22 protein-coding genes and 1 tRNA gene are annotated in these 26,628 nt (G+C 45.9%); 13 read left to right on the top strand and 10 right to left on the bottom strand.

The features are described 5' to 3' along the window. The first annotated feature begins 9 nt into the window (after positions 1 to 9). From ICL07_RS10990 to ICL07_RS10975, 4 genes are read left to right on the top strand one after another with little or no spacing between them, the layout of a single operon-like run. Positions 10 to 1,278: a fasciclin domain-containing protein gene (locus ICL07_RS10990; protein WP_188087947.1), complete on the top strand. Its 1,269-nt coding sequence runs from the start codon at positions 10 to 12 to the stop codon at positions 1,276 to 1,278. 18 nt (positions 1,279 to 1,296) lie between these two features. After that, positions 1,297 to 2,307: a fasciclin domain-containing protein gene (locus ICL07_RS10985; protein ID WP_188087946.1), complete on the top strand. Its 1,011-nt coding sequence runs from the start codon at positions 1,297 to 1,299 to the stop codon at positions 2,305 to 2,307. 20 nt (positions 2,308 to 2,327) lie between these two features. Continuing rightward, positions 2,328 to 5,603 carry a TonB-dependent receptor gene (locus tag ICL07_RS10980; RefSeq protein WP_188087945.1) on the top strand — a complete coding sequence of 1,092 codons (3,276 nt, stop codon included), beginning with the start codon at positions 2,328 to 2,330 and terminating at the stop codon, positions 5,601 to 5,603. Positions 5,604 to 5,615: 12 nt separating this feature from the next. Next, positions 5,616 to 7,787 (top strand): IPT/TIG domain-containing protein, encoded by a 2,172-nt coding sequence (locus ICL07_RS10975; protein WP_188087944.1) that lies wholly within the window; start codon positions 5,616 to 5,618, stop codon positions 7,785 to 7,787. Between the two features lie 305 nt (positions 7,788 to 8,092). On the opposite strand, the gene ICL07_RS10970 is transcribed toward ICL07_RS10975, so the two are convergent. Both ICL07_RS10970 and ICL07_RS10965 read right to left on the bottom strand, forming a co-directional pair. Beyond that, positions 8,093 to 8,242 (bottom strand): hypothetical protein, encoded by a 150-nt coding sequence (locus ICL07_RS10970; protein ID WP_188087943.1) that lies wholly within the window; start codon positions 8,240 to 8,242, stop codon positions 8,093 to 8,095. 88 nt (positions 8,243 to 8,330) lie between these two features. Continuing rightward, on the bottom strand, positions 8,331 to 8,480 hold the full coding sequence (locus ICL07_RS10965) for a class I lanthipeptide (protein WP_188087942.1): 150 nt from the start codon (positions 8,478 to 8,480) through the stop codon (positions 8,331 to 8,333). Positions 8,481 to 8,821: 341 nt separating this feature from the next. Between ICL07_RS10965 and ICL07_RS10960 the strand changes: the two genes are divergently transcribed. The 4 genes from ICL07_RS10960 to ICL07_RS10945 all read left to right on the top strand — a co-directional run bounded on the left by ICL07_RS10960 (position 8,822) and on the right by ICL07_RS10945 (position 13,178). Then, entirely contained in the window at positions 8,822 to 9,154 is a 333-nt protein-coding gene (locus ICL07_RS10960) for a thioredoxin family protein (RefSeq protein WP_188087941.1), read from the top strand. A gap of 168 nt (positions 9,155 to 9,322) precedes the next feature. After that, positions 9,323 to 10,237: an alpha/beta fold hydrolase gene (locus ICL07_RS10955; RefSeq protein ID WP_188087940.1), complete on the top strand. Its 915-nt coding sequence runs from the start codon at positions 9,323 to 9,325 to the stop codon at positions 10,235 to 10,237. A gap of 90 nt (positions 10,238 to 10,327) precedes the next feature. Beyond that, positions 10,328 to 12,328, top strand: coding sequence for a serine hydrolase (locus tag ICL07_RS10950; protein WP_188087939.1), 2,001 nt, complete (start codon positions 10,328 to 10,330; stop codon positions 12,326 to 12,328). Positions 12,329 to 12,362: 34 nt separating this feature from the next. Further along, entirely contained in the window at positions 12,363 to 13,178 is an 816-nt protein-coding gene (locus ICL07_RS10945) for a hypothetical protein (protein ID WP_188087938.1), read from the top strand. On the opposite strand, the gene ICL07_RS10940 is transcribed toward ICL07_RS10945, so the two are convergent. From ICL07_RS10940 to ICL07_RS10910, 7 genes are all read right to left on the bottom strand, one after another. After that, positions 13,137 to 13,496 carry a hypothetical protein gene (locus ICL07_RS10940; protein WP_188087937.1) on the bottom strand — a complete coding sequence of 120 codons (360 nt, stop codon included), beginning with the start codon at positions 13,494 to 13,496 and terminating at the stop codon, positions 13,137 to 13,139. The genes ICL07_RS10945 and ICL07_RS10940 overlap by 42 nt on opposite strands. Positions 13,497 to 13,641: 145 nt before the next feature. Further along, a complete protein-coding gene (locus ICL07_RS10935) occupies positions 13,642 to 14,196 on the bottom strand; it encodes a hypothetical protein (protein WP_188087936.1) in 555 nt (184 codons plus the stop codon). A 302-nt stretch (positions 14,197 to 14,498) separates the two neighbouring features. After that, on the bottom strand, positions 14,499 to 15,134 hold the full coding sequence (locus ICL07_RS10930; protein ID WP_188087935.1) for an NAD(P)H-binding protein: 636 nt from the start codon (positions 15,132 to 15,134) through the stop codon (positions 14,499 to 14,501). A 37-nt stretch (positions 15,135 to 15,171) separates the two neighbouring features. Further along, the gene (locus ICL07_RS10925; protein WP_188087934.1) at positions 15,172 to 16,095 is read right to left on the bottom strand and encodes an alpha/beta hydrolase; all 924 of its coding nucleotides are present in this window, start codon (positions 16,093 to 16,095) and stop codon (positions 15,172 to 15,174) included. Positions 16,096 to 16,117: 22 nt separating this feature from the next. Beyond that, entirely contained in the window at positions 16,118 to 17,035 is a 918-nt protein-coding gene (locus tag ICL07_RS10920; protein WP_188087933.1) for an alpha/beta hydrolase, read from the bottom strand. 180 nt (positions 17,036 to 17,215) lie between these two features. Beyond that, positions 17,216 to 18,079: a helix-turn-helix domain-containing protein gene (locus ICL07_RS10915; protein ID WP_188087932.1), complete on the bottom strand. Its 864-nt coding sequence runs from the start codon at positions 18,077 to 18,079 to the stop codon at positions 17,216 to 17,218. Positions 18,080 to 18,410: 331 nt separating this feature from the next. Continuing rightward, positions 18,411 to 18,483: transfer RNA gene (locus tag ICL07_RS10910), tRNA-Lys, on the bottom strand. Between the two features lie 154 nt (positions 18,484 to 18,637). On the opposite strand from ICL07_RS10910, the gene ICL07_RS10905 reads away from it, so the two are divergent. The 5 genes from ICL07_RS10905 to ICL07_RS10885 all read left to right on the top strand — a co-directional run bounded on the left by ICL07_RS10905 (position 18,638) and on the right by ICL07_RS10885 (position 26,111). Continuing rightward, positions 18,638 to 19,816 carry a thiolase family protein gene (locus tag ICL07_RS10905; RefSeq protein ID WP_188087931.1) on the top strand — a complete coding sequence of 393 codons (1,179 nt, stop codon included), beginning with the start codon at positions 18,638 to 18,640 and terminating at the stop codon, positions 19,814 to 19,816. 151 nt (positions 19,817 to 19,967) lie between these two features. Next, entirely contained in the window at positions 19,968 to 21,590 is a 1,623-nt protein-coding gene (locus ICL07_RS10900) for a DUF1800 domain-containing protein (protein WP_188087930.1), read from the top strand. A gap of 11 nt (positions 21,591 to 21,601) precedes the next feature. Beyond that, a complete protein-coding gene (locus ICL07_RS10895) occupies positions 21,602 to 23,185 on the top strand; it encodes a DUF1501 domain-containing protein (protein WP_188087929.1) in 1,584 nt (527 codons plus the stop codon). Between the two features lie 54 nt (positions 23,186 to 23,239). Next, entirely contained in the window at positions 23,240 to 23,569 is a 330-nt protein-coding gene (locus tag ICL07_RS10890) for a hypothetical protein (protein ID WP_188087928.1), read from the top strand. Positions 23,570 to 23,660: 91 nt separating this feature from the next. After that, positions 23,661 to 26,111, top strand: coding sequence for a TonB-dependent receptor (locus ICL07_RS10885; RefSeq protein ID WP_188087927.1), 2,451 nt, complete (start codon positions 23,661 to 23,663; stop codon positions 26,109 to 26,111). A gap of 12 nt (positions 26,112 to 26,123) precedes the next feature. Here ICL07_RS10885 and ICL07_RS10880 read toward each other — a convergent pair whose 3' ends face one another. Next, positions 26,124 to 26,606 (bottom strand): hypothetical protein, encoded by a 483-nt coding sequence (locus ICL07_RS10880; protein ID WP_188087926.1) that lies wholly within the window; start codon positions 26,604 to 26,606, stop codon positions 26,124 to 26,126. Positions 26,607 to 26,628: the final 22 nt, after the last annotated feature.

The following is a 26,628-nucleotide window of genomic DNA, read 5'->3' as shown; positions in this document are numbered from 1 at the left end:
AAAATCAACATGAAAAATAAAATATACAACATCATAAGCGGGATAGCAATTTGCGGCGTACTATTGGGTGCTTCGCTGATGCAGACCGGCTGCCGGAAAGAAATGTTCATGCCGGAGCCGGAAGGCACTGCTGTTCCCTATAAAGACAGTGTTAGTATTGATCTTCAGACTTATCTGAAAACATCGCCCTACAAGCTGTTTTATGCTGCGTGGAAACGCAGTAACATGGAGAAAGAACTGGAAACGATGGGCGCCAAAGCATCTGTTACCTTGCTGGTAGTAGATGATGCCGCCATGAAGGCCGCCGGGCTGGATGAAACGGAGATCAATAAACGTAGCCCGGAATCGTTGCTGGAACTGGTGAAATACCATATGCTGCGCGATAAAATGGAGCCAATGAGCATACAGCCGGGGCAATTAAGTTATCACCGGACAACGTTGCTCTCCAGAACGGATTTAACAGAACAGATTAACCGCGCCGGAAGCGGCGTGTCCTTTGAGGTACCTTATACTTACCGGCACTACGTAGCCATGGCCAAAGACAGCCAGCTGATCATCAACGGAAAGTTATGTGGAAATCGGAAACCGGTAGTAGTAAAAAATGGTATCGTTTGGCCGGTGGGCCGTTTACTGCAGAAACCGGAACAGCATGTACTGGACATATTGAAAGAAGATCCCCGGTTTTCTATGCTGGTGGCCATCAATCAAATAAACAACGATGCCTGGTTTGAAGTAGCGATGGGTTCATTTGAGCGTTATGCTGGCCTGTTCCTGGCACCGGGTGAATGGGACAACAGTGTAGTTTTTAACTCCTATTTCGCTCCTACCGACGACGCATTTCATCAGGCAGGTATCTTTACGGTGGAACAGCTCCAGGAAATCAACAGCCGCTTTACGCCTGAATTTGTATTTGATCCCTTCTATGGCATGACAGGCCTGCTCCCTACTGACAGTGTGCTGGATTATCATAACTGGGGCAGACAGCTGGCGCCCAAAACGCCAACGGGAGAATCACCTGTTTTCAAGCCCGCCGTATTTTATTCTAATGACCTGGACGATGCATTGCTTGCCAACTACACCATCTCCGTATCGAAACCGGACCTGAAGCCTGCACCGATGCCATTAGCGTTTACCCGTGAAGGTAATACCATTAAGGTGAAAGTAAGAGGCGCTAAAACGCCTGCCGCTACCATTACCACAGCGGATATCAATACCCTGGAAGGGCCGTTGCATATCGTTGACCGGCTTTTTTTACCGGATGATTTTAAGGTGAAATAAAAATTAATGATGACAACAATGAACACAACAATATTATCCAGGAAATATTTTTCCGGCCGTCTGGTGATGATCGGGTTGTCTTTACTCCTGGCGGGAGCCTGTAAGAAAGACGATAACGGTCCGCAAAAAGGGAACGACCGCCTGATGGAAGTAGTGATGGATAACTTCAACCTCAGTAAATTCAAGGCTGCCGTAGATCGTAGCAGTATGAACGACGTGCTCACCGGCAACGGTCCGTTAACCGTACTGGCGCCCTCTGACGGAGCCTTTACCAACGCAGGATATGCTAAACCAATTGATGTAACGGCTGCCAGTCTGCCGTATATGGTGAAAATGACAGGTTATCATATTCTCAATGGTAACTATGATCTGAATAAAATGCCTTTTCTCTTCAACCAGGAAATACGCACCTATTACGGCGGCAGACTGTATGTTACCCGCTGGATAAAAGAGGGTGATACGGTACTGACAGTCAACGGCAGCCGCGTACTGGCTACCGGCATGAAAGCCAGCAACGGTACCCTGCAGGTGATTGACCGGGTATTGGAACCTTATCAATATGAAACGCTGGGAGAAGCTGTCTCCGCTGATCCCGGTCTGAGCCTGTTCACCCACGCTATACAACGTTCCGGTTTATCCGCTTTGCTGAAAAGCAAAGGTCCCTATACCGTGTATGCTGCCAACAACGCCGCCATGCAAGCCTATGGCTATAGCACGCTGGAGCAGATTGAGGCCGCTGATCCGGCGGTAATGGCCGCTTTTGTGCGTTATCACATAGCGGCCGACCGCCGTTTTGTGTACGATTATATCCTGAGCACAGGGAAATCTGCTGCCACTACACAAACCATGCTCGATGATAATAACGTGAACATACGATTGGTACCCGATCCACAGGCTCCCAGCCTGTATAACGGCATCACCCTGCAGGGACCCGGTAACCAGGATCCTATACCGCTGGTAAAACAGAATATTATTACCGGTAACGGTGTAATGCATGTCATCAATCAGGTATTGAAAATAACACGGTAATCAGTTTACAATCAAAAGTGATGAACACAAAAAATTTACTTACAACGATATATTCTTTGCTGCTGCTCCTGCTGGTATCCGCTACCACCATGGCACAGGAAACTTCCGGCGGCCTCTCCGGAAAGGTGCAGGACGGCCAGGGACAAGCCTTGCCGGGGGTAACGATCATCGCGGTGCATGAGCCTTCGGGTACCCGCTATCCTGCCTTGTCAGATGGAGGGGGCCGTTATCACCTCCTGGGTATGCGCATCGGCGGACCATACACCGTTACCGCTACCATGATGGGCATGGCGCCACAGAAATACCAGAACATTACCGTAAGACTCGGAGAGCCGCAACAACTCAATATCGTATTGAGCGACGAACGCAAACAACTTTCTGAAGTGGTGATTAAAGGCGCTAAAACCGGTCCTAAAGCCAACGCTTATGGCGCCGGTCAGAACATCAACCGCAGCCAGATCGCCAACATGCCTACGGTAAGCCGCAGCATACAGGATATTACCCGCATGGTGCCCCAAGGCAGCAAGGATAACAGTTTCGGCGGTTCCAACTTCCGCTACAACAACGTTACCATCGACGGCGCCATTAACAACGATGCAATTGGTTTCAGTCCTTCCATGGGCGGACAAAGCGGCACTTCCGGTCAGCCCGGTAGCAGCACCCGCACCAATCCGGTTTCCCTGGATGCGATCGAAGACATGCAGGTATACCTCGCCCCCTTCGATGTGAAGATCGGTAACTTCACCGGTGGTAGCGTGAACGCTGTTACCCGCAGCGGTACCAATCAACTTACCGGCTCGGTATATGGTTTTGGCCGTAATGCCGCTATGATCGGTAAAAACAAAATCGGTAACGGGGATAAAATGAACAGTGATTTTAAAGACTACCAGGCCGGTATCCGCCTGGGTTTCCCTATCATCAAAAACAAACTGTTCTTCTTTACCAACGAAGAAATCACTCGCAGAACAGATCCAGCCCAGCTGCTGGCCGGCAAGGAAGAAACAGCGCGTATCCTGACGGAGAAAGATGCAGATGATATCCGCAACGCTACCATCAAACGTTATGGCGATATCTTCGATCCGGGAACTGCCGGGGTGTATAATGCTTCTTCCGAATCCAATAAGTTCTTTAACCGTATCGACTGGAACATCAACGATAAACACCAGTTGTCCATCCGTAACAATACCATTACTTCCAGCGCCATCAACATGGACCGTGACCAGCAGGATTTCCGTTTCAGCAGCATGGCCTTCAAACAAACGAACAACCAGAGCAGCACCGTAGCGGAACTGAAAAGCCGGTTCAACAATTCCTGGTCCAACAGCTTCGTGGCGGGTTACAGCACGGTACATGATTACCGCGATCCGCTCAGCGATCCAACCCTGCCACAGGTACAGATCATGGGCCGTACGCCGGGTACTACTATCTACCTGGGTACTGATCGTGAAGCGTCCATCTTTAACATGAAACAGCGCACCATCGAGGTCACCGACAACCTCACCTGGAGCAAAGGTAAACACACCGTTCTGATGGGAACCCATAATGAGTTGTATCATATCGACTATGGTTTCGTGAACTCCTGGAATGGCCGTGTGGACTACCTGAGCATCGATGATTACCTGCGCAATGTGCCTTACCGCGTAAGAGGAAGTTATAACTACACCAACAACAGCCGTGATTATATCCTGAACAACCCCGGAGCAGTGTTTAATGTAAACCTGTACAGTGTGTATATCCAGGATGCGATCCATGTAACAGACAAACTGACTGTTACACCCGGTCTGCGTGCTGACTACACCGATCTGCCTACCAAACCTGAACTGAGCGATAAAGTAACCAATGCCATCGCTGATCCTTACTTTGGTACGAGCTATCACTATACACCGCTGAACCGCATTGAAAACAGGTATTTCGGAAAAGTGCAGATCTCTCCCCGCTTAGGTTTCCGTTACGATTGGCTGGGCGACCAGAGCCTGATAGTACGGGGTGGCGTAGGTATGTTTACCGGCCGTATTCCTTTCGCATGGCTGGCTTACGCTTACTACAACAACGGCGTGAACTACGGTTCTTTTGATCAGAAAGCAGACCAGAAACCATTTGCACCCGGTAGCGATGCTATTAAGCCCGGCAAGAATGGTATCGCCGATTTCATCGAAAAGAACGGTACGGTGATCAATGAGCGTAACGCGGGTAAAACACAGGTGGACCTGATCGATAATGATTTTGTGATGCCGAAGATTCTGCGTGCCAGTATCGCTATTGACCGCACTACCGCCAGCCAGTGGAAATTTGGCGTGGAAGGTATGATCACCAAAAGTATCAAGGAAGTATTTTTTCAGCAGGTGAATGTGACCGATAACCCGAAGTATTACCCTTACGATAAAGAGCGGCAACAGCCTATCTACACAGGCAGCGTCGATCCGCGTTTCTCCAACGCCTATATGCTGAGCAATACCAATAAAGGTTTCCGTTACAGTATCACTGGTACTGCCAGCAAAACCTTTACCAGCGGATTGTTTGTGTCCGGTGCTTATACGTATGGTCAAAGTAAGGATGCGTTCAATGGTATCCGTAACTCTATGGAATCCAACTGGCAGCTGAACCAGGCGTTAAGCCCGAACAATGCGCCACTGGCTTATTCCAACTTCGATATCCGTCATCGTTTTGTGGTGAACAGCAGCTACCGCAAAGCCTGGAATGCAACCTGGGTGAGTACCATCAGCCTTTTCTTCAGTGCGCAGTCTGGCAGTCCGTTTACCTATGGCGTAGTGAATAACAGCGTGCAAGGGTTACCGCAACAGGTGAGCCTGGCTTACATTCCACAGGCGACGGAAGCGGTACAGTTCTTTAAAGATTATACCAGCAACGGTCAGCAGGTAACTGCCGCTGAACAGGCCGCAGCCTTTAACCGGTTTATTGATGGTAACAAATACCTGAGCAGCAGAAGAGGCAATTTCACGGAAAGAAACATGGGCCGTACGCCCTGGAATGTGCAGGCTGATCTGCATTTTGCACAGGAGTTTCACCTGCGTAAACTGAAGAGCCACTTCATCACTTTTACAGCAGACGTGGTAAACCTGACCAACTTGTTGAACCGTAACTGGGGTGTTGGCTATTTTTCACCCAATACCTTTAATTCTACTGCCAGTGTCGGTTTAACGCCGACCCTGTTCCCGCCGGAGCAGAATAAGGGAGCCATGCCGGTATACACTTTCGCTGATCCGGGCACGCCTTATTCCATCGATTATTTCGGTTCCCGTTACCAGGTACAGCTGGGATTGCGTTACACCTTCTAAACAACAGACTATATGCAAAAGCTCACAACATACTTATTTGCAGCGTGTATAATATGCCTGATAGGCGTTTTGCAGGCTTGTAAAAAAGATAAGATCGCACACGAAGTTGAATTTAAAGTCAACAGTTATTACCCTAACAGTGGTGGTGCCGGAACGTTGGTAACTATTACCGGCGCCGGTTTTACAGACGGCAAAGCGGCCATCTCCTTTGCCGGTACGGACGCAGAGGTGATCAGTACCGCTGATACCATCCTGGTAGTGCGGGCGCCGGAGAAGGGGCAGAGTGGTACTATTACCCTTTCCAATGGTACCAAATCATTGAATGTAGGGGAATATGCCTATCAGAAATTAAGTGTTCAGAAAATATCGCCGACTAACGGTCCCGCCGGTACGCAGGTGCGTATCAGTGGCGTAGGTTTCGGCAGCATGGATTCGCCTGCAGCGGTATCAGTTAACGGTAAAGCAGCCACAGTGGTTAGTGCCAGTGATACACTGCTGGTGGTTACTGTTCCTGATGCTGCAGGTACGGGTCCGGTGGTGGTGAAGGTAGATGGTAAAACATCTGCCGGTCAGCCTTTCCATTTCCAGGCTTTCTATGGCATGAAACCATTGACAGGTGCAAAAGGAACCAAAGTGGTGATTAATGGAGACGGTTTCTCCACACAGGCTGCGGAGAATGTGGTGGACTTTAACGGTCAAAAAGCTGAAGTAAAGGAAGCTACAGAAGGTAAGCTGGTGGTCATCGCCCCGGAGGGGCTCACCTCAGGCCCGGTGGCAGTTACCATTAACGGACAGAAACTGGTAGGTCCTGCATTTACCGTAGTGCCGCCGCCTGCGATACGCCTGGTAAGCCCGCTCAGTGGCCCGGCTGGTGCGGAAATGGTCATCGACGGCCGTGACTTCAGCACTGTGGCGGATGAAAACGTAGTGATGATTAATAACGTACAGGTGCCTGTAAAAGCGGCTACCAATACGCGCCTTACGCTGGTGTTGCCGGCTGGTATGGGTAAAGGTCCCATTATGCTCAGCGTAAATGACCAGCCGGTAAAAGGACCGGAGTTCACAGAACAAAGTCTGGGTATTCAGAAGCTGGAACCTGCCAACGGTCTGGCTGGAACGAAAGTAGTGATTACCGGTACCGGCTTCAGCATAAACCCCGGGGAAAATGAAGTCACCTTCAACGGAGCAGTGGCGCAGGTATTAAAAGCTACCGAAACTACGCTGGAAGTGATTACGCCACAGAACCTGACCACAGGCCTGGTGCGGGTGAAGAGAGCTGCCCTGGTGGCAGAAAGTCCTTCTACGTTCAACCGTGCCGGTATGACCACGATCACCAGGGCGGTGTCCTTTAACATAGGGCCGCTGGTGGTGGATAGACAGGGTAACATATTTGTGGGTAACATCCGCGAAAACTATATCTATAAAGTAACGCCTGATGGCGGTGTGTCTGTCTTCGCTGGTGAGCCGAATAGTAACGGACAGGTGGATGCTAATGGCAGAAATGCCCGCTTTGGCGCGATTTACGGTCTGGCGATAGATGCCAATGATAACCTATACGTTTCGGAAGTTGCCCTCGGTGGTGGAGCCATCCGTAAGGTGACTCCACAGGGAGATGTGACCAGCGTTAAACGTGGAATGTCAAATAACCTCGGACAGATAACCCTGGATAAAAACGGCCTGATATATTATACCCAGTCGTACCAGGGGCTGTTCCGGCTGCATCCGGATGGTGTGTCAGAGATTGTGAGCAGTCAGGCGGCACAGGCGGTACGTCCGGCTATCAGCTACAATAATGATCTGTTCCAGGTGACGGAAGACTATGAAGGTTATTTCTACTGGAACCAGCTGAATAATAAAAAGATTGTGCCAGTGGGACAATACAGTACGCACGGTTTACTGGATGGTCCGTATAATGTGGCGCAATTTGGAGCGGGTATTGGGGCATTGCTGATGGATGTGGACCAGAACCTGTTGATCGCGGATTACCAAAACTATGCTATCCGTAAGCTGGATCTGTCTACCGGCCTGGTTAGCACTTCGGTGAAGCTGTCGAGAGGATATGAGGATGGTAGCCTTGACAACGCGAAGATTGGCCGTATAGCGGATATGGCAGTGGACAAAGAGGGTAATATCTATATTTCCGATCCCTTCAATGGTGCGATCCGGAAAATGACGTTAAAGTAAGACAATGGGGGGTGAATAATGAATGAATACGGGGCTGACTCATACGAGTCAGCCCCTTGTGTTTTACCCGATCAGGGACACAGAACGGTTAAGCGGCAACCATTACACGTAGTTTGATCGTAAGAAGTCAGGCAAACAGCTTTTTTCTGAACGGGCGCATTAAGATCAGCAATTTGGATCTTCGCCAGGTTGAGTTTTTTGGGAAGTGTGTTCTTTTTCATGGTGGATTACATTGAAAAAAAGATCCGCTCCTGTCTTTAGCGCGGAGGCAATGCCATGGAGCGGTTGTTCAGCATCATGGTTGGTTACAGGCAGATAAGGGTTTCTCTGCAACCGCGGCAGGTAGTCTCCGCAAATGATGTGGCGCAGATGAACATTTTCGGCTGAGTGACATTCAGGTCAGCGATTTTCACTTTTGCCAGGTTGAGCTTTTTGGGAGATGTTTCCTTTTTCATAATAGCGGTTTACATTCAAAAAAATAGTCCGCTCCTGTCTTTAGCGCGGAGGCAGTGCCATGGAGCGGTTGTTCAGCGTCCTGGTTGGTTACAGGCAGATGTAAGTTTCATAGCAGCCGCGGCAGGTAGTCTCTGCATACGATGTCTCGCAGATGAACATTTTGGGCTGGGTAACATTCAGATCAGCGATTTGTACTTTTGCCAGCGTGAGTTTTTTGGGAGATGTTTCCTTTTTCATAATAGTGGTTTACATTAAATAAATAGTCCTCTCCTGTCTTTAGCGTGGAGGCAATGCCATGGAGCGGTTGTTCAGCAGTATGTTTCAGGGAGATGTGACAGTATACAGCAAGTGGGTATATGCTTGCATTGAGTTAAGTGTTTTGAGGGCTCAGTAATAGATTTTGCAGCTTGCCTAATTTAATAGATTTTGTGCAGAAATGATGATTTTGGAGGAAAATGTTGGTTGTTTTATGATGCTGCGATACTCCCGCAGCCGGCTCTATAGATAAAAGGCTTTCGTATAAACAATTTCAGGTGGTTTTTGTTTTAATGGGTTTAACTTCTAAAACCATTAATATTATGCCTCAGGAAACCTTAATGCTTGATGATAGAAACTTTGACACGGAAGTGATGAGAGGTAATACTACCATATTGGTCCAGTTTTGGGCTCCGTGGTGTGAACCTTGCCATCAGGTATCCTCTTATGTTGAGGAGCTTGCTGCCGAGTTTGAAGGAAGGGTCGTAATGGCCAGATTGAATACCGATCATGGTGACATAATTGCAGGACGATATAAGGTTACGAATATACCGGCCTTAATTATGTTTAAAAATGGAAAGGATGTTTATAAGAAAGTTGGGTTTCCTGATAAAAAAGCCGTATCGGATTTTATATATGGAGGTTTAGATCTCTAAATCCTGGGAATGTCATTACAAAAGTGCGTCAGTAAAAGATTGTTCAACTTTAAATTGACGCACTTTTTTATGTCCGGACAGATGTTGTATGATGAATGGCAAAAAAAAACCAGATGGGCTGTTTATCTTTAAAAAGTACATGTTTGTATCAAGATGAATTTATCCGGCATGAAATGGCGTATCATCGTAATAATGATTTGTTTTCCTGTAAGCTATCTTTATAGCCAAACGAAGTCTATTGCCATCAATAACCTAAAAATGGCTTATAAGACCTTCGGACTTGAAACCAGGAAGGCCAATGAACCTGTCATTGTTTTTGAAAGTGGTTTAGGAAGCGGCGGTGGCAATTTTGAACCCCTATTTCCACATCTTCCTAAAAATATAACGGGATTTATTTACGATAGAAATGGACTGCGAGAATCGGCAATAGATACTACTGTTAAAACCGATGCGGACGTTGTGAAACGACTACACGACTTGCTGTCTGCGTTAAAAATAGCGCCGCCCTATATATTAATCGGACACTCGATTGGCGGGGCCTTCATTCGTTTATATGCCGCCAACTATCCGGCGGAAGTCAGCGGGTTATTATTTATTGATCCTACTGATTTTATGCTCACAAAAGAGGAAGATCTGCAGGTGAAAAAATCTACTTCCAGTGTCACAGGATACCAAGATATCTGGACCATTAACCTCACCGGCATGTTGAAGGATACGGCCATGCCGGTTGGCATGCGCCATGAGTTTAAAAGAGCATCAGCAGAAAGCACGCCTACGTTTTTTAAAAACTATACCTCATTGCCCCCACTGAAAGATATACCCGTTACGGTGTTGATCGCCTACAATAAACGGATAGAACCCTACGAAACAGAGATGAATGCGAAATTAAAATTGGGGATTAATATAAAACCCTGGTGGGCAGCATTGGATCGGCTACGCATAACACATTATGCCACGCTGATAAAAGATAATCATGATAGCCGGCTGGTACTTTTGCCGGGGTATAGTCATGGGATTCATCATCAGGATCCTAAGTTGGTAGCCGATGCAATTGTGGATGTTTATGAGCGTTGTGTGAAATAATGTGATCAGGACATTATTCATGCAACCTTTTTACAGAAAAGGTGTCCTTGTTGAGGAATCATAGTTCAACCATGACCAAATCTATTCAACATGCCGATATCTTCTGTTAAAGCAATGTGCATAGTGGTAGTATGTCTCCTTTTGGGGGAGCGCCTGTTTGCCCATAACGGGAGTATTGCTTATGCTTATCCACTTGATAAGATAAAAATAGATGGGGATCTTTCTGACTGGCCGAAAAATATTACTAAGTATAAGATTGCCATACATCCCTCAAGCACCAAACCTCAAAATGACGTTGATTTTTCGGGTTTTTTCCAATTGGGATATAACCTTGGAAATCAGTCTTTATATGTTGCATTTACCCTTACTGACGATGATTTCGTAGAGGATACTTCCAGGAATGTAAAATGGGATACCCAGGATGGGTTGGAAGTAAGTATAGATGCCCGCCATCTGCTGTCGGGTTCAGGAGTGGCGTCATTTATGTGCAGTAAAACCCTGCATACGATCAACAAGGCCGTTTATGATTCTTTTGCCGGTAAAGCCACCTGGGACATGGTAGAAGTGGCTGTTACCCGCCATGGTAACACCCGTATTTATGAATGGCGTTTCCGGTTGGGGAATGAGCTGGCAGTTGGCAAGTCGGTCGGCTTCGACTTTCATGTATATGATAAAGACCGGGATGGGAGCTTTTCCTGGTCTGCCTGGGGAAAGGGAGAAGCTAAATACAGAAACCCCAATAGTCTCGGCGATATCGTTTTTATGCCTGCTGGAGAAAAGCTATCCGCCGTTTCGGGAAAAATAAGCTGGGACAAACAACAAAAATTACCGGGTCTGCTGCGTTTAGTTGCATCTGGTAATTCAAAACAGTGGATGACCATCGAAGTAGATAGCCTGGGCAATTATGCCGTCATGGTACCTGCCGGAAAATACAACCTCTCCCTGCCTGACACCTACTTTCAGTCAGCAGGTAAACTATATGCTGTAGACACAAAAGCGCCCATTACCGTTGTTGCCAAAGCGGGCCAAAAGATCGTGGCGCCTGAGTTAAGAATTTCATCCACCCCGGTGCCTGACTTGATCCCTGCTAAAGGCGTACTGCTGGATTTTACAGCAGCTACCCCCGGCCAGATAGATCATTTCATTGAAACCTATCGCGATTATTATGGAATACCCGGGGTTTCGCTGGCTTTAATTAAAGACGGGAAGTTGATTTATCATAAAACATATGGTGTAAGCAATACCATGACCGGGGAAAAGGTGAATGATAACACTTTGTTCGAAGCCGCGTCTGTTACTAAACCGGTGTTCGCTTTTGCTGTAGAACGGCTGGCAGAACGTGGGGTAATTAACCTGGACAAGCCATTATACGAATATCTTCCCTATAAAGATATTGAGTATGATGATCGATATAAGCTGATGACTGCAAGACATGTGTTAACCCACCGCACTGGTTTCCCGAACTGGCGATGGATGAATAAAGATGGAAAACTGGATCTGAAATTCACACCTGGTACGGCATTTAATTATTCCGGTGAGGGGTTCGAATACCTGAAAATGGTAGTAGAAAAAATTACAGGTAAGAAAGTAGAACAGGTATTACAGGAAGAAGTGATTGAGCCGATTGGATTGTATCATACTTTTTTTTCAAAAAATGATTCTTTGGAACGGGTGAAGGCAAATGGTCATTATGATAAAATACCCAGTAATAAGAATTTGCCGGAAAGCCCTGGAATGGCTTATTCTATGCATACGGAAGCAAAAATTTTCACGAAGTTCATGTTGTATTTGTTGGAACAGAAAGGGCTGAAACCGAAAACTTATGATACCATCCTGTCAAAACATTCTGAATATAACTTTGATGATTGGCCGCATAAACCAACGGTGCCTACATATATGGGTATGAGCCTTGAAATCAGGGAAACGCCTTTGGGTAAAACATTTGGTCATGGAGGGAATAACGGAGACTTCAGATGCAGATTTGAAGTATATAAAGATCTGAAAATTGGGTACGTTATTTTTACGAACTGTAATACTTCGGATGTATTGCTGGAAAACTTTAATAAGTTTTTAGTGGAAGGAAGAGATTGATGGGGTATATTTATTGTAAATAAAAAGTATACCTATGTTCAGAAAAACGCTCGTCTTTTTTTCTCTGTTTTTTGTTTGCTTTAGTTCTTTTGCGCAAGATAACAGTACATTTATTTTCCGTGGTAACTTCGACAGTTCACAGCGTGATGCATGCCTTGAAAACGGAGTATATAACATTGGCTATACGGGGCTGCATACCTCAACATTGTTGCAGTTCAACGGTCCTGGTTCATCTACCGGGAACTTTCAGCTGGAGGCCTTCTACTATGGTCATCTGAAGTTTCGTAGTAGGATAGACAACAGGACATGGAGTAACTGGAAAAGAATATGGGCAGGTGCTACGGACTCCTGGGAAACAGACCTTAGTGGGAAAGAACGGTTGTTTCTGCAGGAGAATGGCGCTACCCTGATAAAGGGATATGGCGCTAAACCCTTTGGTGTAATGGACGGTAATGGAAATTGGGTGTTTAATGTGGGAGACGGTGGTTTTGTTGGAATAGGTTCAGATATCGTTCCCGGATACAGGCTGGCTGTTGCCGGTACTGTATTAGCTGAAAGAATCAAAGTGAAAGCACAGAGCACATGGCCCGATTATGTTTTTGAGGACACTTACCAACTGCCCTCTTTACAAAGTGTAGCACAATATATCAAAGTCAACAAGCATTTACCGGAGGTGCCTTCTGCTACGGAAATAGAAAAGAATAATATTGACGTGGGAGAGATGAATATAATTCTGTTGAAGAAAGTAGAAGAGCTTACCCGCTATTTGATTGATCAGCAACAGAAGTATGACGGAGAAATTGCAGCATTAAAGAAACAGGTGGAGGCACTGAATGCTGTCCGGAAATAAGTTGACAAGTATCATAAAAAAGGCTTCAGCTTTTAAACTGAAGCCTTTTTTATGTTGATTCGAAAGTGCATTGTTTGATGTTGTATTCGACACGTTACAATTTACACCTGCTTCATCCGCCTTTTCTAAAAATTCCCAGGCAATGTTTAAATCGGTGAATTCTACCTCCGCGGTTCCTCCAGCCCATATGGTATCCACGATAATACGTGCTTCACTGAACGGCATTTTTTTATACTCCAATAGAAGTTTTAGTAGCGGAATGAACGGCCAGGTATCTTTTCTGTATCCACTGAGGTGAATGTAGTGGTAGTGGTTCATGCGCTAATTGATCTGGTTTTGAGAACAGTTGGGTATGAGGAAACGTTGTTATGCTGAGCTGGTGATTGATTCAATCATGGGTATCCATAGACATTGTTTAGCGGAAACCAACCACTAGCTATATCGGGGAAGTTCAAAAGAATTCCTATTTCTTTAGCTCTTGTATTTTTAATTTGGCGTTGTTAAATGCTACATCTATATTGTCACCATCTTTTAGAAAAATTGTGTTTTTAGGTCCATATCTTTCAAGTTTTAAGTACCAGTTGACTTTTCCTTTACTAACAAAATAACCAATTTGAAACCCATCTTCGGTAACGAATTTGTTCTCTAAGTAATCTGGGTTGCTCGAAATATCCTTATCAACATCTGATTTTAAAGTTTGTATTGCTTTAATTACTTCAAGTAGATCTGAATACTCTATTGAGGCCGTACTATTGTCGTATTGACCTGATTTTTCAATTTGGTAGAAGAATTTGGAATCTGCACCATTACTCAATTTCCTTATTCTCGTTACTGCCATATCACCATACGAAAGTCTGAGGTTATCGAGATTGTAGTCTATAAATTTGATTACTACTCCTGTTTTGGAGACAAATGCTTCCATTTTTGTTTCTGCAGTTTTGGCCTCTTTTTTAACATCTTGACAATAAGCAACAGAAAAGCTAAGTGCTAACGTCCAGGCAAGAAAAACTTTGAACATAAAGGTGGGATTATGAAATTAAAGAATAAACGAAATAGTTAGTTTTGGTTGAATGCAATCTCTTCACATGTGGGGCAGACTACAGCGTATTTAAAATGAATGTTTCTTTTTTTGAGCTAACAAAAAGGGTATTCCAGTATTAATTCTGAAATACCCCTTCAAGTGATCCCTATGGTACAAAACTCGAATCTTTTTCTACTTGATTTGCGTAAATTATCCGAAATATGCCATTAGTGTTGCAATTATCGTCAATTTTGCATCCATTATAGTTTCAAACCTTTCTTTCCTCTTTTTTCTTCGTTTTAATAGAAAGCTGGCTTATCTCCGTATACGTCGGGCTTATTTACACCTACACTCGCTTTTACATCTTTTCCGGGATGCTCAATAATATTTACGATGTAGGCCGCAACAGCTTTTCTTGCTACTTCGGTTCCTACGAATGGCTCTCCTTTCTGTGTGGTTTCGTAAGCGGTTTCATTTTTGTCGGTCAACCAGGATGGGCGGATAACCGTATAGTCTAATGAAGAAGCTTCGATAATATCGGCTGCGTGACGATAGCGAACCAGGTCGGAACCGATCATCCGTTCATTCCATTGTCCAAATTTGCCTGGTATTTCATTATAGATTCCCAAAGAGGTAATGAATATTAAACGTTTTACTCCGGCGGCTTCCATTGATTTAACGATTTCCGATGCCATTTTATCAATCTGCCCGGCAAGGTTTGCATATACAATCTCCTGTCCTTTGACAGCGTTGTCCAGATCGGGCTTTCGCAGCACATCACCTTTGATGATGTTGGCATTGGGAGCTTGTTCTGCCAAACCGCCTGTGTTTCTTGCAAACAGGGTTAGTTCAACATTCTTTTTGTCTTTAAGATAGTCAATTACATGCTGGGCAATTGCTCCGCCAGCACCTAACACTAAAATTTTTGTCAACATCTATTTTTTTTATTCTATCGTTACATGAAATCACCCTTTATAAATTTTCTTTGAAAAAGGGAATTACTTTGATCAGTGCTGCCTTTACCGGCTCCGGCTTATCATACAAATCGTAATGAGAGTACCCTTCTACAACCAATATTTCTTTTTTCCTGGAAGCCGCACGACCATAAATCTCCTGCCCATCGCGATAAGCACCAAAACCGCCAGGTTTATCTCCAATTACAACCAGCAAGGGTTGAGTAAGTAGCGTTTCTGCATTGATAAACGCATCCCAGTCTACAGCTGTTGCGCGGTGCGAAAACAGGGCGCTGGTAGCACCATGCGTCTGTGCGCCACGAGTGGTTTTATAGTAATCGGTGGCTTCTAATACATCAATATCAGTGATCCCTGCTTTCTTGCCTTCCTCTACCGAAGGTGGCAGCAGTCCGTCCACCCGTAATTGGGCACCGCGCGCTTCGGCTGTCCGTTGTAATGCAATTGCTTCAAGGGTAGCAACTGGATCATATCCTGCAAAGCCCTCACGACAAAGGCGACCAAAGTTTACGCCAGTGATGCTTACCACCGCCTTAATACGACGTTCTGACTTGGCAGCGCTGATGGAGTAGCCACCACCTCCGCAAATTCCCAATACACCAATACGGTTTTCATCTACAAACGGAAGCGTAACCAGGTAATCGCAAACAAAGCGAAAATCTTCTACCCGAATAGTAGGGTCTTCAATAAACCGAGGTTCACCTCCGCTTGCCCCTTGAAAAGATGCATCAAATGCCAATACTATAAAGCCTGCTTCTGCCAATGCTTTTCCGTAAACATTACCGGAGGTTTGCTCCTTGCAACTGCCAATGGGGTGCGCACTGATTATGGCCGGATATTTTTTGCCTTCGTCAAAATCAGGTGGGAAAATTAAATCCGCCGCTATATCCCAATAAAGGGCTTTAAATTTTACTGATTTTTTCATTTTATGAAATATTCTTAATGAATTACAATTTTTCGGAGAAGAAAGGAACCAATTGTGAAACAGCTTCGTTCACATAATTTTCCCTGTCGTAAAGAGACATGTGGTTTGCTCCCGATATGATATATTTTTTCTTGTCAGTAGTAGCAGCGATTTTTAGCAGGTCATCGCTCATCCATGCACTTCCGGCAACACTTCCTACAATTGCCAGCAAAGGCTGCGTAAAAAATGCTTCGGCTTTGTTATACGCATCATAGGTAATAATCTGTGTCAGGCTTCTTAATGTTGCCCATCCCGGTGCAGTAGGATATTGGCAACGGCTGGTATGATAGTATTCCCAGGCTTCCCTTAACTCCTCATTTGGCGCATCTTCTTCTTTCATCGGAGCCAAAGGCATGGTCTGCAATCCTTCTTTTGCGTCATTGGTTCTTGCTGTTGCGCCAGCTATAAGGTAAGGCATAGCGTCCGCATCTTGTACATTGTTTTCCCATCCGTTACGGAACATGGAACCGATGTTTACAGCACTCACCATGCCCACTGCTTTTATACGATGGTCATTGATGGCTGCATTTGCTGTATAGCCTGCGCCAGCACAGATACCCATTGCACCAATTCTTTCTGCATCCACATAAGAAAGCGTGGTCAGATAATCTATTACTGCGCTAACATCCTCTGTTCTGATATAAGGGTTTTCCAGTTGACGAGGCTCACCGGTACTTTCCCCCTGATAGGAAGCATCGTAAGCAATTGTAAGCAACGCGTTTTCAGATAATTTTTTCGCATACAATCCTGCTGCTTGTTCTTTAACACCACCACCTGGATGGGAAACAACTACAACCGGATATTTTTTGTTTTCATCAAACCCTTCCGGGAAATTGATAATGGCTGATAAGGTAATACCTTGTCCATTTCCGTTTTTGATACTGATTTTTTGTTGTGACATGTTATACTTTTTAGAGTTATTTTTTTTGTTTATTTGATATAACAAAATTAGACACACCCACGTCCAGGAAACGTAGACAAATAACTCAAAAATGGAGACTATTTACTGATTGGAATTTCTTTTAAACAAAAAAGCAACCTTATAGGTTGCTGTGTATTTAAATTATTCGGTTGCTTTAGATTACATGCCTCTGAACACTTTCGGTGACACGCCTGTTTTCTTGCGGAAGAACTTTGCAAAATAATTGGGATAATCAAAACCCAGACTGTAAGAGATTTCGCTGATAGAAAGCGAAGTATTTTTGAGCTTGTCTTTGGCTTGTTTTAAAATAAAATTATGGATATGCTCAATGGGCGATTCGCCGGTAAAATGCTTAATCAAATCTCCAAAATAATTAGGCGACAAGTTGGCTTTCTGTGCAAAATAGGCTACCGAAGGAAGACCCGAAACATCTTCGTTTTTACCGAAATACTGCTTTAGGTTTTTATAAAAATTATCAATCACGGAATTATAGATGCTGCTTCTTGAATCAAATTGCCTATCGTAAAACACTTGCGTGTAAGACAGTATCAGTGCGATGTAAGACATGATAATATCTTTGGAATAATGTTCTTTCTGAAACTCATCATAAGCCTTTTTGTATAGATCCCACAGGATCGCCTCTTCATCTTTAGTAAGGAACAGCGCTTCATGATTGTTATAGTGAACAAAATTATAGTCTTTCGCCAGTTTGTTTACATACCTGGCACTTACCAGAATATTGTAGCCGGCATCAGGGGCATTAATATCCCAATCCAGCGAGTTCTGCGGACAGTCAACATACATAAAAGTTCTTGCCTGATCTTCCAGAAGTTGTGTTTCCTTAAAGTTCTTTTCCAAAGGTGGTTTTATAGCCAATAGATAGAAGTCTATTGTAATGGAATCTGATTGCAGCCTTATGTTATTTTCATTTTCATAATTTACAATGAGCAGGTTGTCATTCTTAGGTTGAGCGACATTAAGATAGGTTGCGAACTCTCTTATATTGAATATTTTATTGACCATGGTTCATAAATAGTACATATACAAAAGTAACTCCTTTACTTACTAACATCATGATACATTTAAAGGGGAAAAGGAAATATTTTACTGATTTGAAGTTTTTTTCGTTCTCCATTTTCTTCTTCTGAAGCTTGAACGATTGCGGTCAGATAAAATCCCAGGTCAGATAAAAAAGCTATTAAAGACTAATTTTTATGCAATCACGCTTTTGGTACTCGAACCCATTTCGAGTTCTATATTAGTTGATTATGATTTAGGGGTGTTGTTAATATCTGCAGATCGAACACAAAAAAGCCTTCAAACTCAATGAATTTGAAGGCTTCTTAATTTTCAGTGACCCTGTAGGGACTCGAACCCTAGGCCCGCTGATTAAGAGTCAGCTGCTCTACCAACTGAGCTACAGAGTCAAAAATACCCGCCTAAACAGGTAGCGACAAATTTAACGGTTCTCTCGCATATTTATGTGCTTAATTTAATTAAATTTGGTTAGATGATAAAAATGTGGATAAATCTCCATCATGTTGATAATCTAACCGTTAGCTTATTATAAAATTTTTTTTCATGCAAGAAGCGTACATAGTAGCCGGATACCGCACTGCGGTAGGTAAGTCCAAAAGGGGAGGATTTCGTTTTTACAGGCCTGATGACCTGGCTGTAGATGTCATCACCGGATTGCTGCAATCCGTACCGCAGCTGGACCCCAAACGGGTAGATGACCTGATCGTAGGCAACGCCGTTCCCGAAGCGGAACAGGGACTGCAGATTGGCCGCATGATCTCCGTTAGAGCATTGGGAATAGATGTACCAGGAATGACGGTGAACCGCTACTGCGCTTCCGGACTGGAAACAATCGCTATTGCAACCGCTAAAATACAGACAGGGATGGCTGATTGTATCATCGCTGGTGGTACAGAAAGTATGAGCCTGGTGCCGGTGGCCGGTTGGAAAACCGTACCCAACTACACCGTGGCCAGCACCACCCCTGACTACTATATCGGCATGGGACTCACCGCTGAAGCAGTGGCCAATGAATATAAAGTGAGCCGCCAGGACCAGGATGAGTTCTCTTTTAAATCCCATCAGAAGGCATTGAATGCCATCAAGGAAGGTTATTTTAAATCCGGTATACTGCCTGTCAATGTGGAGGAAGTATACGTAGATGAAAAAGGTAAAAAACAAAAACGCAGCTTCACGGTAGATACCGACGAAGGACCGCGTGGAGACACATCCCTCGAAGCACTGGGTAAACTGAAACCAGTGTTTGCTGCCGGCGGATCTGTGACTGCAGGCAACTCCTCACAAACATCCGATGGCGCTGCCTTCGTGATTGTGATGAGTGAAAAGATGGTCAATGAACTGGGACTGAAACCTATCGGTCGGTTGGTGGCCTGTGTTTCTGCCGGTGTACATCCCCGCATCATGGGCATTGGCCCGGTAGCGGCGGTGCCTAAAGTCCTGCAACGTGCCGGTAAAACGCTCCAGGATATCGATCTGGTAGAACTGAATGAAGCCTTCGCTTCCCAGTCTATTGCCGTGATCCGCGAACTGGGCATCAATCCGGATATCGTTAATATCAACGGTGGCGCTATTGCCCTCGGGCACCCACTGGGCTGTACCGGCGCTAAACTCACGGTACAAATCCTCAACGACATGAAAAGGCTGAATAAGAAATACGGCATCGTGACTGCCTGCGTAGGTGGGGGGCAGGGTATCGCCGGCATCATTGAAAATATCACCTGATTTTTTTCGTAATACATTATAGCTCAAGGCCGCAGGAATTTTCCTGCGGCCTTTGTTTGCATATACCCGATAAATTTAATCCTGTTGAATTAAATTTTTTGCTAATTTGGCCGCATTAAAGGCCATCCCGCCACCTCAACCATATCGTTTTATGGATCGCAGACAATTCCTAACCTTATCTCCTGCCCGCAATACGCGGAACAGCACTGCTGTTGCCCGTACTGCCACGGGGCTTACCCCTTATACCGGCGCCTGGGGCACGCAACAACTTATTCACCTGCTCAAACGGACTACCTTCGGGGCTTCTCCGGATAATATCAAAGCGCTGAAAGGCCTGAGCATGCAACAGGTAGTGGATGTATTGCTGACAGCACAGGCAGATCCAACACCACCGGTCAATAACTACGGAGCGGATAGTACCGGCGTAACTCCCGGAGCTACCTGGGTGAGGGCCGCTATGGGCGACGATAAGCTGGAACAGGCGAGAATAGCGTCTTATAAAGCCTGGTGGGTCGGACAAATGATCAACCAACAGGCAAGCATACACGAGAAAATGGTGCTCTTCTGGCATAATCATTTCGTGACAGAAACAAATATGGTGCACGATAGCCGGTTTATCTACCAATATAACCTGACACTACGCCATCATGCACTGGGCAATTTTAAGGACCTCACCAAGGCCGTTACGCTGGACCCGGCCATGCTGGTATATCTCAACGGTTATCTCAACTCCAAAGGCGCAGCTGATGAAAACTATGCCCGTGAATTGCATGAACTTTTTACGGTAGGTAAAGGCCCCGATTCCCACTATACGGAAGATGACGTAAGAGCCACCGCACGGGTGCTTACAGGTTTCCGGGTAGACCGTACCGCCATTGTCAGCACTTTTAACACCACCCAACACGATATTACCAACAAACAATTTTCCGGTTTCTATGGTAATAAGGTGATCTCCGGCCAAACCGGTCCTGACGGCGCGGCAGAGGTGGATGATCTGCTGAATATCATTTTCGCGCAACCGGAAGTGGCCAAATTTATCTGCCGCAAACTGTATCGCTTCTTTGTATACTACGATATCGACCAGGCTACGGAAACGAATGTAATCCTGCCACTGGCGGATATCTTCCGCAGTAGTCAATTTGATATCAAAACAACGCTCAACGCCCTGTTTACCAGCGAACATTTCTTTGATCCGCTGAATATGGCCTGCCTGATTAAAAGTCCGGTGGATTTCTGTGTTGGCATGTGCCGCGAGTTCGGTATCGTTTTCCCCTCCGACTATACCACCCAATATCAACGCTGGGCCGACCTGCACAATGCGATGGCAGTGATGTTGCAGGACCTGGGAGATCCGCCGCTGGTGGCCGGTTGGGAGGCTTACTATCAGGAACCTGCCTTTCATGAATTGTGGATCAATACGGCCACGCTGCCCAAACGAAACCAATTGAGTGATGGGCTGATTACCACCGGTTATAAAAATGTGAAAATTGATCCGCTGGCTTTTGCAGATAAACTATCCAATCCGGGCGACCCCGTAGCCCTCGTCAATGACTCGCTCGATATCCTGTATCGTGTAGGCGTTTCCGATAATGTGAAGAATTTCCTGCGGGAAACTATTCTGTTGGCCGGACAAAGTACCAACGGCTACTGGACCAGCGCCTGGAATACCTACAAATCCAATCCCGGAGATGCCGCCAATACCAAAGAGGTAACCAATCACCTGCAGGCCTTGTACAAATACATCATGAACCTTTCGGAATATCAATTGTCCTGAAAAACCTTTCTATGAAAAGAAGAGATTTCCTGAAATATACAGCCCCGGCAGCGATATTGCCGACCATCATCAATGGTTTTTCTATCAAGGCTTTCGGAAGCTCCCCTATGCTGGCCGCTTTGAGCGGTGCTGCTGCAGATAATGATCACGTGTTGGTAATGATTCAGCTGACGGGAGGAAATGATGGACTCAACATGGTTATTCCCCTGGATATTTATGGAAAATATCAGGCGGCAAGAACGAATATCGCTATTCCGGAAGGAAAGGTACTACGGCTCGATAATTATCTTAAATCCGGCTTGCACCCCGCCATGAAAGGAGTGCAGCAATTATATAACGAAGGGAAGGTGAGCATCATACAAAGTGTGGGCTATCCTTCTCCTAATTTCTCTCACTTCCGGGCAACAGATATCTGGCTCACCGGCTCTGACTCCAATGAAATCCTCACCAGTGGATGGGGGGGCCGTTACCTCGATACCAAATATCCCGGACCACAGGACAGCTACCCCAATGCCGACAATCCGGACCCATTGGCGATACAGATTGGTTCTATCGTGTCACCGGCTTTCCAGGGAGCTGAAGCCAGCAGAGGGATGGCTATTACCAGCGCCACAGATTTTTACAACCTGATAGACGGCGTGGTAGACCCTGTTCCCAATACCAAGGCCGGCAAGGAGCTGGAGTATATCCGGATGATCGCCAAACAAACCAACAGCTACGAAAAGGCCATTAAATCCGCCGCCACGAAAGTGACCTCCCAGGGACCATACCCGGCTAACAATAACCTGGCTGACCAGCTGAAAATCGTGGCCCGCCTGGTAGCCGGAGGTCTCAAAACACGCCTGTACATGGTGAGTACCGGTGGGTTTGATACCCATGCCAGTCAAACCGAATCCGGCGACACCACTACCGGCGGACACGCTAAGTTGTTAGGCGGCGTATCCGATGCTATTAAAGCCTTTATGGATGACCTCAAAGGACTGAGAGCTTCCCGCCGCGTGGTAGGGATGACATTCTCAGAATTTGGCCGTCGTATCAAATCCAATTTTAGTATGGGTACCGATCACGGCGCTGCGGCTCCGATGATCGTCTTCGGTGACTACGTGAACCAGGGCGTATTGGGTAATTCCCCGGCCATACCGGACAACACCTCCGTGGCGGATAATATCCCCATGCAGTACGATTTCCGATCCGTATATGCGTCCATCCTGGAGCAGTGGTTCTGTGTGGATCAAACCGACCTGAATAAAATCCTGCAGAAAGATTACCAACGGCTGCCGTTAATCAGCGGCGTAGCCTGCGGCGTAATTACCGGTCTGCCTGATATTAACACAGATGATAAAAAATTAATTACCAACAGTCCTAATCCCTTCACCAGCGCTACAACTATCACCTACATTACCGGCAATGGCAATACCATGATTCAAATATTTGATACCATGGGCCGGCTGGTAAGCGTGCCCGTTAATAAAATACATACTCCCGGTACCTATACCTTTACTTTTGATGCAGAATACCTGGCCAATGGCGTTTATTATGCCCGCTTCCAGAACGGATCTGTACAACAGGTGAGACCAATGCTCAAGGTGAAGTAGTGAAAAATAAATGCAGCGTTGTTGCAAATGGGCAAAGTTTATTACCTTTGCTCCGTGTATAAACGTCTACAGAAAATATTAGCGGTCATCCTGCTGGGGGTATTTACCCTCAATACGGTGCCGCGCGAGTTTATACACCTTTTTGCGGGTCACCACGACACGCAGGATCTCCATGCTCCCGTGGGCGGTGTCACTGTTTCGGAAGAACACCGTCACTGTGATTTCCTGCAGATAGGAGTGGAGCCGTTTGAACAGTACACCACCACATTTATATCGCCGGTACGCCCGCTAATATGGGTATTTCAACTACTGGATTTACCGGAAACCAGCTATGTCCCTTACCGGGATCTCTCTCCCAGGGCGCCGCCATCAGCGCTTGCCTGATTTCAACTATACATCACATATAGCTGTTATTGTCTGATGATAATAACCAGTTATCGGTATTTACTGTTTTCTTATTTCTTATTACTTACGTATGCATTATTTGCGTGTATTTATACTCGGATTAATGGGGGCGTTGCTGTTGCTGCAACCTGCTGCCTATGCCATAACGCCCGAAGATGGCGCTTTTTCCAATGTACTCACCGGAAAAGTAACTGATAAAGTTACCCATGCCGTTATTCCCGGCGCTGCTGTTTATCTGCCAGACCTCCATGTAGGAGCCGCTGCCGACGCCCAGGGTAATTATACCATCAAAAATCTGCCGAAAGGAAAATACATCGTGGAAGTACGTTCCATGGGTTATGCGGCCTATACGGAAACCATCGACATCAATGGTAAAACCACCAAAGACTTTGAGTTGTCCGAAACATTGATTGAAAAAAATGAAGTGGTGATTACAGGCGCCAACCTGGCCACTTCCGTTAAAAAGACGCCAACACCTATCAGTATTATCCGCCGCGATGCACTGGATCAGAGTATTTCCACCAATATCATCGATGCGATTGCCAAAGTGCCCGGTGTTAGCCAGCTGTCTACCGGCCCGGCTATTTCCAAACCGTTCATCCGTGGTCTCGGCTACAACCGCGTAGTGGTAGTCAGCGATGGTACCCGTCAGGAAGGCCAGCAATGGGGCGATGAACACGGCATCGAAGTAGATGATTACAACGTTAGCAAAATAGAAGTGCTGAAAGGGCCTGCCTCACTGGTATACGGCTCCGATGCGCTGGCAGGTGTGGTGAACATCGTTTCTCCTGCTCCCTTGTCGCCAGGTAAAATAAAAGGCAACGTAGAGGCCAACTATCAAACCAACAATGGTCTGATGGCCTATCACGCCGATATCGCCGGCAATAACAACGGCTTCAGCTGGGGGGCTTACATCACGCAGAAACAGGCGCATGACTATAAAAATAAATACGATGGTTATGTGTTCAACTCCCGTTTTAATAACACCAACTACGGCGCTAACATCGGTATCAACAAACAATGGGGCTTCTCCCGTCTGAGCTTTACCTCTTTCAACCAGCACCTCGGCCTGGTAGAAGGAGAGCGTGACAGCGAAGGCCGGTTTGTGAAACCGATTAACGATAACGGCAACGCAGAGGAAGTTCCCATTACGGATAGTGATCACCATTCTTACAGCATGACTGTGCCCAAACAACAAATCAACCACCAAAAACTGGTATGGGATAATAGCCTGTACCTGCACAATGGCGGCCGTATCGGGTTAACACTGGGTTACCAATGGAATAATCGCCGCGAATTCGGAGAGATCCTTCACCCCGATGAGCCGGGCCTTTGGCTCAACCTGAAGACCTTTAACTATGCTGCAAAATATTATCTGCCCGAAATGAAAGGTTGGCAAACAACCGTAGGCGTTAACGGTATGCAGCAGAAAAACGAAAACAAAGGAGAAGAATTCCTCATCCCGGCATATGACCTGTTCGATATCGGCGCTTTCGCGGTAACAAGCAAAACATTCAATAAACTGACACTGAGCGGTGGTGTTCGTTTCGATAGCCGTACGCTGCATTCCAAATCGCTGTTCCTCGACGCCGACGGTAAACCCGCCGCATCCGGAGAAACTAAGTTTGATGCATTCAACCGTAATTTTTCAAATGTATCCGGTAGTGTTGGCCTGAGCTATGAAGTCAGCGATCATGTGGTGCTGAAGCTCAATGCTGCCCGCGGTTTCCGTGCCCCCAATATCTCCGAACTGGCTGCCAACGGTGTGCATGAAGGCACCATCAAATATGAATACGGTAATCAGGACCTGAAACCGGAAGTCAGCACTCAGGTTGATGGCGGCGTAGAATTTAACACCCAGCACGTTTCCCTCGCGGCTAATGTATTCTATAACCACATCAATAACTTTATTTTCTCCCGCAAGCTGTTTAACGCAGCTGGTACAGATTCTATCCCGACAGATGATAATGCTCAGGGGTTTGCGGCTTTCAAGTATCAACAAGCCAATGCTAATCTCTACGGCGGTGAGCTGATACTGGATATTCACCCGCATCCTATCGACTGGCTGCATTTTGAAAACACCGTTTCCTATGTAAGAGGTACGGCTTCCAACGCTACCGATTCAACCCGCAACCTGCCCAGTATCCCGGCTGCCAGATGGCTGTCCGAGCTGAAAGGCAAGTTCAAAAAAGTCGGCGGTCCGTTACGTAACGCCTATATCGGTGTACAGATGGACATGAATTTTGCACAAAACAATGTGTTCTCTGCTTACGAAACAGAAACCCCAACTGGTGCCTATACATTGTTGAATGCAGGCCTGGGTTCAGAATTTGTCAACAAACATAACAGAACCTTGTTCTCCCTGCATTTTGCAGTGAATAACATCGGTGATGTGGCGTACCAGAATAACCTGAGCCGCTTAAAATATGCACCTGTCAACGAGGCTACCGGTCGCGTCGGTGTCTTTAATACTGGTCGTAATTTTAGTGTTAAACTGGCTATTCCTATCGATTTTAAATAGGTTTTGTCCGGATTATTCAGTCAAGGAAGGCTGGCCTGTTGTGGCCGGCCTTTTTGGTGATGGCCAGTGCCTTGCTGTCGTATCTCTTGTTTTCGTATAGGTGGCCTTGTTATCTTTTATCTTAAAACGGAATGCATCTTCCAGGATGTTAAACGTAATCAGGGTGTCTTTGCCATTGATCGTCATATACGGCGTAGGTAGCATCTTCTCCGCTGTATCTACGGCACGTATATAATTGATCAGCCGTTTTTCGTTTTTCCTGATACTGATGGTCTGTAACGCATCCGGTGACTGTTCAAAAGATACCGTAATCCCTGACAGCACGAAAGAAGCCTGGCTGCTGTCAGGATGCCCCGACTGCAACTTAAACGCTACCGGCTTGGCAGCTTGAGACGAAAAAATACCGCCTATGCCACGGTTACCGGATTGGTCAGCCTGATTACATGCCGCCAGAGATAGTATAGAAAACGATAAAAGGATAATAGCTTTATTCACAATACAGGTTAATTTGAATATA

Origin of the sequence: Chitinophaga qingshengii, assembly GCF_014529935.1 — a bacterium.
In the GTDB taxonomy this organism is placed as follows: Bacteria; Bacteroidota; Bacteroidia; order Chitinophagales; family Chitinophagaceae; genus Chitinophaga; species Chitinophaga qingshengii.
This window is presented reverse-complemented; position numbering and strand designations above follow the sequence as displayed.